Genomic DNA, 13,910 nt, shown 5'->3' with positions numbered 1-13,910 from the left:
CGGCAAACCGGAACATATTGTTTAGCCGCCGATGGCGTTGGCGACCGCCTGTGCCACTTTTTCCAGCTGTTCACGGCTATGGGCATGGGAGATCTGGAAGCGCAGGCGCGCTTCGCCTTCCGGCACGACCGGGAAACCAAAGCCGGTGACAAAGATCCCGTCCTTCAACAGTTTGGATGAAAGCGCGATGGCCGCCGCCGTCTCACCGATGATGACCGGCACGACCGCGCTGTCACCGTCCAATGCCTTCAACCCGTGACGCTGCAGCAATTCGCGGAAATACTGCGCCTTTTCAATGGTATCGCGCGCCCATTCAGGATGGGTTTTCAACAGTTCCACGGATTTGATCGCTGCGCCTGCGACACTGGCAGGCAATGCGTTGGAGAAGAGATGCGGTCGGGACTTGTGGATCAACAGCTCGCGCACCGCTTTCGGCCCGGCGACAAAGCCGCCTGTCCCGGCGCCCAGCGCCTTGCCCAAAGTACCGGTGAAGATATCAATCTTGTCCAGGACACCGAAATGGTCTGCGGTGCCAAGGCCGTTCGGCCCCAATACGCCGAGACCATGGGAATCATCCAAGACGATCAGGGCATCAAACTCTTCCGCCAGCGCGACGATCTCCGGCAGCGGCGCGATATCGCCCTCCATGGAAAACACGCCATCGGTCACGATTATCCGGCCGGGGGCGTCGCGATGCTCTTCCAACTTGGCCTTAAGCGAGGCCATATCGGAATGTTTATAGACCGTGCGCACCACATTCTTGGCGCTGGCCCGGCAGCCGTCGATAATGCTGGCGTGATTGAGCTCGTCCGAGATCAGCACGTCACCCGGCCCGGCGATGATCGGCATCAGGCCGGTATTGGCGGCCCAGCAGGATGAATAGGTGAGCGCCGCCTCGGTCCCGTGCAGGTCGGCCAGGGCCTCTTCCAATTCCTGGTGGATGGTCTGGGTGCCGCATATGAATCGGACCGACGCGGTGCTCGCCCCGTATTTCAACAGAGCCTGTTTCGCAGATTCAACGATTTCTGGATGATTGGACAGGCCCAGATAATCGTTGGAAGACATCAGGATCACATGACCGGCCTCTTTCAGGTCGACCTCGGCGCCGATGGGGGTTTCCATGGTCTTGAGCAGTTTCAGGGTGCCATCCTGGCGGGCGGCTTCCACTTCGCCTGCGATGCGGGCAAGCACGGGATTGGTCATGACGGTTTTCCTGCTGGGTTCATTTTGTCTGATTTAGATTTTGAGCGACGGATATATATCCGCTAAACTGGAAATACGATATAGCGGAATATTTTCCAGTCAAGTGGATTTCATGAGCAAAATTCCTTCCAATCCCCCCTCAGTCGGTAAGACCATCAATAAACTGCGTAAAGAGCGCCAGATGACCCTGGATCAGCTGGCCTCGGTCAGCGGGGTATCGAAATCCATGCTTTCCCAGATCGAACGGGACGAGACTAATCCGACCCTGGCCACCATCTGGCGGCTGGCGGAGGCCCTGGGGCAAACCATCGACAGCCTGCTGCGCCATGGTGAGCAGGGCAGCCAGATGTCGGTTATCTCGGAATCGGCCCATCCCCTGATGCATGGCCAGGACGGATCCTATACGGCGAAGGTCCTGGGCCCGGCCAGCCTGGCCAATGAGATTGAATGGTATGAGCTGACGATCCAGCCGGGCGGCTCACTGATCTCGGATCCGCATTCGGAGCGGACCGTGGAACATCTGACCGTACTGCAGGGCGCGGTAGAGGTGGTCTCGGCTGATAATGTCTCACCGCTGACCAAGGGCGAGACCGCGCGCTATGCGGCGGATGTGCATCACGAGATCCATAACCGGACGGATCAGGTAGCGGTGGTGCTGCTGGTCGACATGCTGGGCCGCGACGCGGTTTAGCCGTTGATGGTCAGCGGTTGATCAATTCCAGCGCCTCCTCATGGAGGCGCTTGTTGGCCGCCGCAATCACCTGCGGGCCGGAAGAGAGGGTCAGCGGATTGCCCTGCCAGTCGCTCATGATGCCGCCCGCTTCTTCGACCACGGGCACCAGGGCCATGAAATCATAGGGTTTGAGATCTGATTCAAACACCAGGTCCGCATGGCCGCTGGCCAGCAGGCCGTAGGAATAACAATCCCCGCCATAACGGGTCAGGCGCACCGCCTGCCTCAAGCGGCTGAACGTTTCTAATTCCGCCTCGGTGGTCAGCATCTCCGGCGTGGTGATGAACATGGCGGCGTTGGAAAGCCCGCCGCAATCCCGGGTTTTGATCGGCTGGCCATTGAAACGGGCCCCCTGACCCGTGACACCGGACCAGCGTTCGCCTGAGATCGGCTGGTTGATGACGCCCAGCACCGGCGCACCATTCTCGGCCAGCGAGATCAGGTTGCCGAAGGTGGGCAGGCCGGTGATGAAAGCGGCAGTGCCGTCAATGGGGTCCAGCACCCAGACATGTTTTGCGTCGATATTCTCCACGCCATGCTCTTCCCCGAAAATACCATGATCGGGGGCGGTTTCTTTGATCAACTGACGCATGGCGGCTTCCGCATCCCGGTCGGCGATGGTGACCGGACTGGCGTCACCTTTGGCGATCACATCCAGCGGCTGGCGGAAGTATTTGCGCGATTCGGCACCCGCCACATCTGCGAGGCGGTTGGCGAGTTCGGTCCAGGCAGAAAAGTCGTTCGGCATGATGTCGGGTCCGGCTGATGATACACAGGAATTAGAGACATAAAAAAGGGCGGCAACCGTTCGGTCAACCGCCCTTTATTGGATGATATGGCGCGGCCTTACGGCAGCGGCGCCGGATCGCTGGCCAAGGTCCGCAGGAAGGCGATCACATTGACACGATCTTCGGTTTTCTTGAAACCGGCAAAGCCCATCTTGGTGCCGGGCACATGGGCCTTGGGCTTGAACAGGAACAGGTTCAGCTCTTCATAGGACCAGTCGCCGCCGAAAGAGGCCATGGCGTCGGAATATTTAAAGTCATCATGATGGGCCTTGGCGCTGTTGACCACGTCGTAAAGGTTCGGGCCGACCTTGTGGCCGCCGCCATCTTCCAGGCTGTGACAGGCACCGCATTTTTTCTGGGCGGTTTTGGCGCCGTCTTCAATATTGGCGCTGGCCAACAGATCCAGGATCGGCTCGGGGCCGGAGGCTTTCTTGGGCTTGTCATCCCCGCCACCGGAACCGCCGGCTGCGGCAATGTCGAATGCGGGTTTTTCAATCTCGTCGGTCTGGTGCAGGAAGCTGCCATACACACCGGAGAAGGCGGCAACGGCGACTGCCAGGACGATCGCGCCGAGAATTTGTTTCACCAACGGGTTGTTCATAGCCCTATGCCTTTTCGAACCTGTATATATCTCTCTGAGGTGGTCGCTATCGGCAAAGAATGAGTTTCCGGTTGCTCCACCCGAGGAGCGGTATATCCTCTCGCCCTGGTCAAATCAACGCCCGGATGATGCCAAAAGGGCAGAATTTGGGCTGTCTGTTCAAATATGAGGTCGAGATCTTGAAATCCCTGATTGTGATTCCGGCACGGCTGGCCGCGTCACGCCTGCCGAACAAACCGCTGGCGGATATTGGCGGCGAGCCCATGATTGTTCATTGCTGGCGCCGCGCCATAGAGTCGCAGGCAGGCGAGGTGGTGATTGCGGCAGGGGACCCGGAGATTGTAGAGGCGATCGAAAAGGTTGGCGGCAAGGCCGTTTTGACCGACCCGAACCATCCCAGCGGTTCCGACCGCGTCTGGGAGGCGGTTCAGCGCATGGATCCCAATGGCGATCATGATGTGATCGTCAATGTGCAGGGCGATCTGCCGACCCTGGACCCGTCTCTGATCCAGGCCTCCCTGGCACCGCTGAAAGACCCGGGCGTGGATATCGCGACCCTGGTTTGTGAAATCACGGAAGCCGAGGAATGCACCAATCCGAACGTGGTCAAGGCCTATGCCGGTTTCAAAGCCGGTGAGACGGTCACCCGGGCGCTGACCTTCACCCGCGCGACCGCGCCTTATGGCGATGGCCCGCTCTATCATCATATCGGGCTTTATGCCTATCGCCGTGCCGCGCTGGAACGGTTTGTCGCCCTGCCGCAGGGCGTGCTGGAACAGCGGGAGAAGCTGGAACAGCTGCGCGCGCTGGAAAATGGCATGCGCATCGATGTCAGCCTGGCCAAAACCGTGCCGTTGGGTGTGGATACCCCCGCGGACTTGGAACGCGCCCGTGTACTTCTGACACCCTGACAGGCATCATTTCTGGCGGGATGCCCAAAGAATGAAGGCGTGGTGGGCTAGGAAAAAGCCCCCCGCCAGGCAGGCAACAGGTATTGCCACCGGCCAATCGGCCAGCAAGGACAGGTCTGTCAAAAGACAGGCCATTGACGCGACGGCAGCTATCAGGAACATGAGGGTCAGGGCAATGCTGGTCTTAAGGCCGGGCAAAACGGGGCCCTTTCTCAGGTCGCTTGCGACAGGCGCGGTTTTCTGAAGCCCAGATACAAAATCAAGGCCAATGGAACAATCCCAAGAAACGCTGTGCCAATGAAGAAAGAGGCATAGCCAAGCGCCTCTACCGCGACGCCGGAATAGCCGGCGATCAGTTTTGGCAGCAGCAGCATCATCGATGAAAAAAGCGCATATTGTGTTGCGGTAAAGGATTTCGACGTCAGGGAGGACAGATAAGCGACAAAGGCTGCGGATGCGATCCCGGCGGACAGATTGTCGGCGGAGATGACCACCATCAGCATCCATAACTGATTGCCCAGGCCCGCCATAACCGCGAACAGGATGTTTGTACCGGCAGCTAATATGCCACCCAGGAACAATATCCGCATCACGCCGAAACGCATGATCAACAGACCACCCAAAAATCCGCCAGCCAGGGTCATGGCCAGTCCAAATCCTTTTGAGATTCGCCCGATTTCCTGCTTTTCAAAGCCGAGGTCGACATAGAATACGTTGGCCATGACGCCCATGACAACGTCGGCAATTCTGTAAGTGGCAATCAAAAACAGGATGACCATGGCGATTCGCCCAAATCGATCAAAGAAATCCGCAAAAGGCGCGACATAGGTTTCCCTGACCATTTCCCTGGGGACCAGATGGGTCTTGGTCAGCAGGACGGCCAATAGTGCGGCCGCAGAAACTGCGGTAACCAGGCGCCCGGTACCAATCAGGAAGCCTGCCAGGCTCTCGGCCATACCAGTTTCCACTAAAACGGAACGCACCAAATTGGCCAGATCACTGCTGAGGAAGAAGGTCATGGCAAAAGCAAATGCAACGGCGATAAAGAGCCCAAGGAACTGAAGATAGTCGAGCAGGCTGTTTAAATGCGCGGATTTACCATCCGGGCGGTTTGGTTCGGGTATCAGAAAGGTTGTGATGATGCCTGCGACCATGACTGCCGCCATTGAAAAATAGGTTATCTGCCAGGCACCGTAATCATATCCTTCAATCACATCGATCATGCCGGCCAATTCAAGCGCACCGGCACCGGCAACCAACATGCCGATCCGGTAACCTGCGATGTATGTGGCTGACATCATGCCCTGTAGGTCTTCATCGGCAGAATCAATTCGATAGGCGTCGATCACGATATCCTGTGTGGCGGATGCAAAACCGAGCGCGACGGCTGCGACAGCCATGCCGACAAGGTTCTCAACCGGATCAATCATGGCCATCAACGCCAATGCGGCAATAACGGAAAGTTGCGACAATAAGAGCCAGGATCGCCGTTGCCCCATCAAAGCGGTTATTAGCGGGAGCGGCATTTTGTCGATGATCGGGGCCCAAACAAATTTGAAACCGTAGCCCAGTGCCGCCCAGCTGAAGAAGCCGATTGCAGCCCGTTCCACACCGGCTTCCCGCAACCAGACCGATAGGGTGGAAAAAACCAGCAGAATTGGGATACCGGCTGAAAAACCGAGAAACAGCATGGTAATCACGCGGGGGTGAAAGAAGGCTCGCAGAGACTCGCCCCAACTGCGCCTGACATCTTCTGTCATCCCGTTTTCTTGCATGCTGTACGACCCTGTTAGTTATCTGTCAGGCCGTCACTTTAACAGCTGCGGTCCGATTATCCAGAGGCAGAAGCAGGCCACATGGGGGATGAGACGACCCACAAATGAAAAAGCGGAGGTCGCCCCCCGCTTTTCAATGACCTCTACCCGTTGTCACTGCAAATTAGAACAGCTTGTTGAACGGATAGGAATAGTGGACCGTCAGGACTTCCGTGCCCGGGTTGTTGTCCGAGATGGAAGCGTTTGACAGATGGTAGATGGATACACCCAGGCGGGAGCGGTCATCAAATCGGTATGCCAATTCCAGTGCGCTGCGGAATTCAATGGCATGTCCCAGGTCTTTACCATCCCCATCGTGGTAAAGGCCCGGTGCAAACTGCGGGGTGAAAACCCAGCGGTCACCGAGATAAATGTCCAGGCGAATGCCGGCATAGCCATAAAAGGCCGAGTCGGTTGTCGCCATCACACCGCCAAACGGCTTGAAAACCCACCATTTTGAATCCGAGATATATTCCACATGAAACTCGCCGGCATCTTTGTCGTCATTCAGGTCATAATAGCCTGCACCAACGCGCAAATAGGCCGGGTCTTCTTCCGCTCTTGCGATTTGAGACCCCATTGCCATGACCATGGCAACCATTACAAAGATGATCCGGTTCATTTCGGATATTACCCCAGTTCTAGATATTCCCCTCTCGCAGGCAACGCGACATATGCATTTGCTGCGACTTCGCCCCCGTTTATAGAGGGGATTCAAAATGTGGCAAAGCTGTGATTGCGGTCACAAGGTGCTCTGCCACATTTTTGTGATATTTGTGCAACATACTATGGGCGGGAAAAGTCTGGAAATGGCGGTTTTCTTGGCTTTTTCGCTTGACGGGAGGCCGTCAAACGCATAAAAGAGCGCGCCTGCCCAGTGATATTTGATAGTCATCTGGACAGGGGTAGGGCGCTAAGCCCTTTATTTTTAAGCAAGAAAAGGCGTCAAAAGATGCCGAAACATAAGGATTAGAGATTATGTCTCGCGTATGCATGCTCACCGGTAAGGGTGTCCGCACCGGTAACAACGTTTCCCACGCTGTGAACCGCACCCGTCGTCGGTTCCTGCCGAACCTGCAGACCACCCGCCTGATCAGCGACATCCTGGGTGAGCCGGTTCGCCTGCGTCTGTCCACCCGCGCGCTGCGCACCGTGGAAGTAAAAGGCGGCCTGGACGGCTTCCTGCTTTCCACCCCGAACCGCAAGCTGCCTGAGGAAGCGCGCCGTCTGAAGCGCCGCATCCAGAAGAAAGCTGCTGCGGCTGCTGAATAAGAATTTCTAAGAAGATTTAAGAATTTAAATGATTCGACTGGGCCCGCTGATTGTAGCGGGCCTTTTCTTTTTGGCATATCACCAAAGTCTACAACGGGCGGGCGGTTGCATTCTTGCTGTCTGTCGCAAGGCGGGGGCAAGAGACCTATTCTTCACTTTCGCTCGCTATCGCCGGTGTTACGCCCTGTTCGGGACTTCAATCCCCCGAAGCCCGGACCCAGAGACTCTCCTCAATTTTCCCGACTTTGTGCAGGTCACGCAGCATGGTGATCATCTTGGGGCTGAGCTCGGTGCCTTCGCCGAGATAGAGGCGCCCCCGGTTGGTCATGATATCCCGACTGATGATGTTGCCCTCGGAAACCGAATAGATATCTGTCTCTTTTTCCTCTGGAGCCTTTTCAAAGACCTCCTCATTGCTGGAGGCAATCCCCGCATCCGGTTTGTCCGAGCCCGGTGCTCGCACAAACAAGCCGTAATTGCCTTGATGGTCCCGATGGGGAAGCAGGATATTGTCTTTATAAAGGTAGGACAGCACCAGAGCGATTAAATGGGTGATGGTTATGCCTTTTTTGATGAAGATTGCGCCGTCCTTGGTTTTCAAATCCCTGGCCAAAACCGCGTTATCGGGAATGGTGTGGAAAGCACATAAGGTTTCGGTGCTATCGCTCTTATCGAGATCCGTCAGGAAATCGCCGCCCTGAGGGGCAAGCTCCAAAGGAAATGATGAGCTGACAGAAGATCCTAGTCCGATGGCATCATAAACTGGTCCGGGCAGCAGCCAGCCGGTATCATCGCGTGTATCCAATATCCGCTGGAGCCTCGATTGCAGTTTGGATGACGTGATCGGCTTAATCAGGAAGGCGCTGACATCAAGTGCCAGGGCGTCGTCCACAAGATCCTGATCGGCCTTGCCTGTCAGCATGGCAAAGGGGGTCGCCCGGTCAATACCTGCCGCACCGGACCTGACCGCTTTTAGAAGCTCTAGGCCGTTTGTCTCCGGCATGTCGAAATCGGAGATAATCAGGTCAATCAATTTGTCCGTGGAGCGCATATGGGCAAGAGCAACGGCGCCGTTTTCGACGGCTGTGATTTCGGGACCGTTGAGATCCTCCAGCATCCGCATCACGGTCTGTAAGGTGAATTTTTCGTCATCAGCAATCAGAATGGCGTGATTTGATAGATCCAATGACATGGTGGCTCCTGTGACAGTGATCAGATAGATTGATTGAACTCAGTTATTCGACTGAGTTCGCTTCGGACCCGGGTGAGGTACTGACCGCCCGAATCCCCCACACCATCACCGCGTGCCAAATCCTCAAGATCATTCAGGCAATGCCACATCGGCATGGCGGCCGCTGATCCGGCGGCGCTTTTGGCGGCGTGGGCGGAGGTTTCGATCCGGCGATCCTCTTTCATGTTGATAGCCGCCTCCAGTTCATCCAGCAATTCCGGGAAAATCTCCAGGAAAAGAGAGAGATGGGCTTTTTGGTCCTCGGCTTGCGTTCCGGCGATGTCATTCAGCATGTCGGGATCTATGCAGGGGGGGGGGTCCGGATCTGGCGCGTTCGTTGGCTCAGGTCTCTTTTTTTCTTCCGCAGGGACATTGCCGGTGAACCAATCTTCTTCATCCAGGAAATCGAAATTATGAAGAGTTGCGCTCCCCAGGCTGTCCAGGGAATTGAAATGGGCGGATAACACAGCATTCAAATGATCCAAGACCAGAGGTTTGGGGAGATATTCATCCATGCCGGCCTCGGCACCGGCACGGCGGTCCTGTTGGCCGACCCTTCCGGATACCCCTATGATAAAATTGGGTCTTTTGCGTCGGGTTTCCCGTTCCCACAGCCTAAGCTGGCGGGTGAATTCCAGCCCGTCCAACTCTGGCATCTGGACATCGACCAAAATAGCTGCGAATTCATTTCTCTTCACTCTGTCCAATGCATGAATGGGGTCGGAGAGGGTTTCGCATTGGTAGTGAAGGGTTGTCAGAAGTTTTTCCGCAACAATCAAATTCATGTGCGTGTCATCCACAACCAGGATCCGGGGGCGGTCTTCCAGGTTGGCACGCTGCGCGCCCGGACGTGTCAGGTCCTCCATCCGATTGAGCAGCACAGCTTCATTGATCGGTTTCGTCAGGACGTCATCCATCCCGGCCTGTCGGCATTCGTCAAGCTCGGTCTGTGTGGCACCGGCAGTCAGTCCCAAGATAGGCCCTTTGAAGATTTCGGGTGGCATCTCTCTTAGGCGGTGGGTGGCTTCAATGCCATCCATACCCGGCATATGACGGTCCATGAGGACGATGTCGAAAGGCTGGGACTGTACCTGTTTGATGGCATCGACCCCATTCATGGCATTGATGACTTCGTGGCCGGCACGCGATAGCATTTTTTCAATAACCTCCAGGTTGATCTCATTATCATCAACATGCAGGACTTTCAGTTTTCGGACGGGCTTTTTCAACGTGACGGGCTGTTGCTCAAGGCGCAGATCTTCGAGTGTTGTTTCGAGATCTTCCTCACAGCAGATGGTGAAACTGAAGCAGCTGCCTTCCCCTGGACGGCTTTCCACCGAGATTTTTCCACCCATCATTTCCACGAGGCTTTTGCAGATGGAGAGGCCCAGGCCTGTTCCGCCATATTTTCGGGCGGTCTCCACATCCCCTTGAGAATAAGCATTGAACAGTCTGTCTTGAACAGATTGTGATATGCCCTGGCCGGTGTCGGTCACCTTAAAGCCCAGGCGGACACGGTTATTCTTGCGGGCTTCCAGTGATGTCTCAAGGGTTACCCGGCCGCTATTGGTGAATTTGATGGCGTTGCTCAGCAGGTTCAGCAAAACCTGACGAAGGCGCAAAGAATCTCCAATCACAACTTCGGGTAGTTTGTCCGAGCACTGGCTCGTTAATTCCAGTCCTTTTTCATCGGCTCTGGATGCCATTGTCGCGAGGGTATTTTCGACAATATCCTGAATATTGAAGGAAATATTCTCCAATTGAAGCCGACCTGCTTCCAGCTTGGAAATATCTAAGAGATCGTCAACGATTGTCAGGAGAGCCTGGCCGGAGATAACGATATTATTGACATATTCCGCAGCTTCGCCATCCAGCTCCATGGACTGCAACAGGCTGGCCATCCCCAGGACTCCGTTCATGGGTGTCCGCACTTCATGACTGACGACAGCGACAAAATCGCCTTTCGATTTCAGTAATCGCTCGGCGTTTTCCTTTGCCTTGCGCAATTCATCAGCGGATTGGAGGCTGGCTGTGATGTCAGTGGTCGTCACCACGTGCCCACCTGAGGGGATGGGTACACTCAACATGTCGATGCCATGGCCATTGGGGCGGATGATGGCCCGGCGCCAGATCTGCTGATCCTTAATGGACCTGAAAACATTTTGCTTCTGTTGCAGCCAGTCTTCGCCGAAATCCCGCTCGAAAACATAGTCCATCAATTCGTCGAATGTGGGATGGCTCTGCATCATTTCCTGGGGCAGGTCGAATTGGTCCTGGTATCGATGATTGTAAGAAACAAGACGCCAGTATGAATCATAGACCGTCAGGCCCTGTCCCATATTCTCCAGGGTGAGCTCCAACTGATTCATGCGGTCATTCTGCTCATCTTCCGAAATTTTCTGCTGTGAAATATCGGTGAGAACACGAACCCAGGCTCCGTTGGTTGTCGGGTAGTTCCGGACATCCAGATAGGCGCCGGTGGTGGTTTTAACCTGGTAACCAAAGGTCTCCTTTAACTCTGAAAGCAACGGCATTTGCTGATGAAAGGTGACACGGTCGGTTTCTATCGAATGCTCGAAATCCCCATGTATTTTCTGGTAGTCCAACAACTGCTGGTGATCGGGCTGGGTGAGCAGCAAATCCTCTGGAATACCGGACAATTCGCAAAATTTCTTATTATGCAAAATGTAACGGCCCTCAGAACTGATCATGGTGATTCCTTGATCAATCACTTTCAGGACCGCCTGGGTGATGGCCTGCTGCTGGTGAACCCGGTCTTCAATCTTCCATTTTTCCGTGATGTCCCTGCCGGTGCCGCGATAGCCCTGGAAATTTCCGACCTCATCAAAATGGGGCGTGCCGTTAATTGAGAGATAGAGGGTGTCGCCATTCTCCTGCTGGTAGGTGCAGATGAAATTCCGGAAAGATTGGTGATTGGAGAGTGTTTCGCCAATATGTCCATGGGCGACAGGGCGGAAACCGACCTGTTCCGCCTCCCGCAAATCCTTCCCGATCAAAATCCGGGAATCGATATTCAGCATTTCATGAAAGCGGTGGGAGAAGAAACAGAAATGGAGGTTACGGTCCATCTCCCAGAACCAATCTGCGCTGGAGGCAGCAAAATCCTGGAATTTTTTCTCACTGACACTGATCCTGATGTTTGCGTCCTGCAGTTCCTCAGTGCGCTCCGCAACCCGTGTCTCCAATTTATAATGGGCATCAAAAGCTTGTTTAAAGACATCGGACATGGCCCGGGACAATTCCCCAATTTCATCTGTGCGGGATAGTTCCAGGAAGTTAAGGCGGCCCCATTCCTCAATATCACGATCAACAAGATTTTCACGCATCCGGACGAGAGGGCGCAGCACCACTTGACTGATGGTTATCATAGTCGTCAGGGTCAGCAGACCGGCGATCAGCAGCACCAGGCCGCTGATCCGCAACACGAATGCGGCTAGTTCCTCGGTAACTTCAGTGGTGTCCATGCGCAAAAGGACATGGTGGTTGAGATTGGTCTCTCCGCGATGAAGGCCTATTTCCAAACGGTTTTCCGACCGGTCATACATGCCGGTGGATACGGGGTGAATGAGGTCACTGTGACCTGAGGATAAGCTTTCGCCGCGCGCAGCCAGATGAACACCGTCATCATCAACAAAAGCAAACCCAACAATCTTGCCCTGTTTGCCGATCAGCTCAGACATGTAATTGTGTTTTTTGCCGTTCCCTTCCTGGCCGGATCCGCTGCTATTCAGTTGATGCGTCGTGGCAGCGGCCAGGATCCAGCTTTCTCCTTCCCGCCGGAGCGCACTGATCAGGTCTTTTTCCCGCTTGATGTAGGATGGTAATAGAATTGCGGCTTCGACGACCAGGATGGTCAGGAAAACCGCAGTGGTTACTTTTTTTGCGATGCGGGAGCGGAAAACCGGACGAATGGACTGCCACCATTGGCCAACAGCCGATGATAGGGACCTGTTATTCGAAGGATGCTGCTTCTGCTGCAATGCTGGTTTTTCCTGCTCATCTCGAAAGGCCGGGAAACCCGGTTTCTCTCCTGCTCAGTGTCGCTGACCTGCTCTGTGATGGTCAAGTTGTCAGATCTGTCAATTACCTTTTCGTGCATTTCGTGATTGTGCGTAATATAATACAAATGAAAGAACGCACGTACAAAGGCGTGCGAACCTGGTTATTGCATTTCTTTCCAGATAGGAGAGGAGCGTTTAGTATCAGAGTAGTATACTCTTGTAACTATGCCGGTAATCTGGGGCGGAGGCAAAAAATAGACGCTGAAGGGTCGCTCGGATGATGGTAGCTGGTTCTCGCGAAAAAAAAGTCATTGTCTATATTGAAGACGTTGTTGTGAATGGCGTTCTTATGGAGATGATCGCCAGGCGCATTGATCGTTGTGAGTTGCACCGCTCGGAAACGGTGGGGGGCGGTCTTGATATGATAGACACCCTAAATCCTGAAATTGTTCTCGTGGATGTCAACATGCTGCAAGGGGAGCTGGATGGTACCGTCTCCCGTCTGGTTCGGCTGAAAAACCGATGCAGCGCCAAACTTCTTGCAATTGTTGATGATACGGAGATGCAGGATACTTCTTTTTTGAAAAAATTGGAAATTCAGGACTATATCAAGAAACCGTTCCGACTGGCTGAGGTGGTCTCAACGATCGACGGATTGTTTTCCCAATTTGAAGAGGTGCAACCGATCGTCAGGGAGAGCGGTAATGTCTAACTTGAAAGTTGGCGATCCCGTACCTTCAGGTGCGTTCAAATTCATCGGGCCGGAAGGGGTGGAAACGGTCACTACAGAGACATTGTTTTCCGGACGAAATGTTCTGCTGATCGGTGTGGTGGGGGCTTTTACGCCTGTCTGCACACAAAAACATCTGCCGGATTTCATGCCTTACCAGAGTGAACTGAGGGAACTGGGACTGACAGATGAAGTTGTTTGCGTTTCGGCGGTCGATCCGTTTGTCATGCGGGCCTGGTCTCGGGAGATGGATCCCAAGGGGGAGATCAGGATGCTGACGGATGTGAATGCGGCATTCGCCGAGAAGTTAGGGCTTGCCATTGACCTGTCGGAAATGGGGCTTGGCAAACGATCCAACCGATATGTGATGTTTGCCCGTGATGGTGTGATCGATATCTTGAATGTTGAAGCAAGCCCCAATAGTGTCGAGGAAACCAGTGGTGAAACGGTTCATAAACTGCTCATTTCGGGATGATGAGATATTGCGATCCTAGACATTTGGATTGAACACTCGACATGTATCCTACTAAATTCTAATGTAATAATTGTTGTCAGGGGCCAGCACACTGAAACATGGTTCCGTTCAAATGCCCATGGAACAAGCA

12 protein-coding genes are annotated in these 13,910 nt (G+C 54.5%); 5 read left to right on the top strand and 7 right to left on the bottom strand.

Annotation, left to right across the window (positions count from 1 at the left end; translation table 11 throughout):
• Positions 1-21 precede the first annotated feature (21 nt).
• The gene (locus DFP90_RS05260) at positions 22-1,203 is read right to left on the bottom strand and encodes an aminotransferase class I/II-fold pyridoxal phosphate-dependent enzyme (protein WP_115935321.1); all 1,182 of its coding nucleotides are present in this window, start codon (positions 1,201-1,203) and stop codon (positions 22-24) included.
• A 112-nt stretch (positions 1,204-1,315) separates the two neighbouring features.
• On the opposite strand from DFP90_RS05260, the gene DFP90_RS05255 reads away from it, so the two are divergent.
• Entirely contained in the window at positions 1,316-1,894 is a 579-nt protein-coding gene (locus tag DFP90_RS05255) for a helix-turn-helix domain-containing protein (protein WP_115935320.1), read from the top strand.
• A gap of 10 nt (positions 1,895-1,904) precedes the next feature.
• On the opposite strand, the gene hisN is transcribed toward DFP90_RS05255, so the two are convergent.
• Together hisN and DFP90_RS05245 are read right to left on the bottom strand one after the other, a co-directional pair.
• Positions 1,905-2,684: a histidinol-phosphatase gene (gene hisN / locus DFP90_RS05250; protein ID WP_115935319.1), complete on the bottom strand. Its 780-nt coding sequence runs from the start codon at positions 2,682-2,684 to the stop codon at positions 1,905-1,907.
• Positions 2,685-2,782: 98 nt separating this feature from the next.
• Complete coding sequence (locus tag DFP90_RS05245) at positions 2,783-3,325, bottom strand: c-type cytochrome (protein ID WP_115935318.1); 543 nt, start codon at positions 3,323-3,325, stop codon at positions 2,783-2,785.
• 179 nt (positions 3,326-3,504) lie between these two features.
• Between DFP90_RS05245 and DFP90_RS05240 the strand changes: the two genes are divergently transcribed.
• Positions 3,505-4,236, top strand: coding sequence for a 3-deoxy-manno-octulosonate cytidylyltransferase (locus DFP90_RS05240; protein WP_425452144.1), 732 nt, complete (start codon positions 3,505-3,507; stop codon positions 4,234-4,236).
• A gap of 212 nt (positions 4,237-4,448) precedes the next feature.
• Here the strand turns inward: DFP90_RS05240 and DFP90_RS05230 are convergent, their stop codons facing one another.
• Together DFP90_RS05230 and DFP90_RS05225 are read right to left on the bottom strand one after the other, a co-directional pair.
• Positions 4,449-5,996 (bottom strand): AmpG family muropeptide MFS transporter, encoded by a 1,548-nt coding sequence (locus DFP90_RS05230; RefSeq protein WP_115935542.1) that lies wholly within the window; start codon positions 5,994-5,996, stop codon positions 4,449-4,451.
• A 178-nt stretch (positions 5,997-6,174) separates the two neighbouring features.
• A complete protein-coding gene (locus tag DFP90_RS05225) occupies positions 6,175-6,672 on the bottom strand; it encodes an acyloxyacyl hydrolase (RefSeq protein ID WP_115935315.1) in 498 nt (165 codons plus the stop codon).
• 356 nt (positions 6,673-7,028) lie between these two features.
• On the opposite strand from DFP90_RS05225, the gene rpmB reads away from it, so the two are divergent.
• On the top strand, positions 7,029-7,322 hold the full coding sequence (rpmB, locus tag DFP90_RS05220) for a 50S ribosomal protein L28 (RefSeq protein WP_115935314.1): 294 nt from the start codon (positions 7,029-7,031) through the stop codon (positions 7,320-7,322).
• Between the two features lie 196 nt (positions 7,323-7,518).
• Here rpmB and DFP90_RS05215 read toward each other — a convergent pair whose 3' ends face one another.
• Together DFP90_RS05215 and DFP90_RS05210 are read right to left on the bottom strand one after the other, a co-directional pair.
• Positions 7,519-8,514 carry a response regulator gene (locus DFP90_RS05215; protein WP_115935313.1) on the bottom strand — a complete coding sequence of 332 codons (996 nt, stop codon included), beginning with the start codon at positions 8,512-8,514 and terminating at the stop codon, positions 7,519-7,521.
• Positions 8,515-8,534: 20 nt separating this feature from the next.
• The gene (locus DFP90_RS05210) at positions 8,535-12,554 is read right to left on the bottom strand and encodes a response regulator (protein ID WP_115935312.1); all 4,020 of its coding nucleotides are present in this window, start codon (positions 12,552-12,554) and stop codon (positions 8,535-8,537) included.
• Between the two features lie 298 nt (positions 12,555-12,852).
• Here DFP90_RS05210 and DFP90_RS05200 point away from each other — a divergent pair, with 298 nt between their 5' ends.
• Positions 12,853-13,287 carry a response regulator gene (locus tag DFP90_RS05200; RefSeq protein WP_115935310.1) on the top strand — a complete coding sequence of 145 codons (435 nt, stop codon included), beginning with the start codon at positions 12,853-12,855 and terminating at the stop codon, positions 13,285-13,287.
• Positions 13,280-13,780: a peroxiredoxin family protein gene (locus DFP90_RS05195; RefSeq protein ID WP_115935309.1), complete on the top strand. Its 501-nt coding sequence runs from the start codon at positions 13,280-13,282 to the stop codon at positions 13,778-13,780. Before DFP90_RS05200 ends, DFP90_RS05195 begins: the two co-directional genes overlap by 8 nt.
• The last annotated feature ends 130 nt before the right edge of the window (positions 13,781-13,910 follow it).

This window comes from Aestuariispira insulae (genome assembly GCF_003385955.1).
GTDB lineage: Bacteria > Pseudomonadota > Alphaproteobacteria > UBA8366 > Aestuariispiraceae > Aestuariispira > Aestuariispira insulae.
The sequence above is the reverse complement of the archived record's forward strand: the minus strand, read 5'-3'. Positions and strand labels throughout refer to the sequence as shown.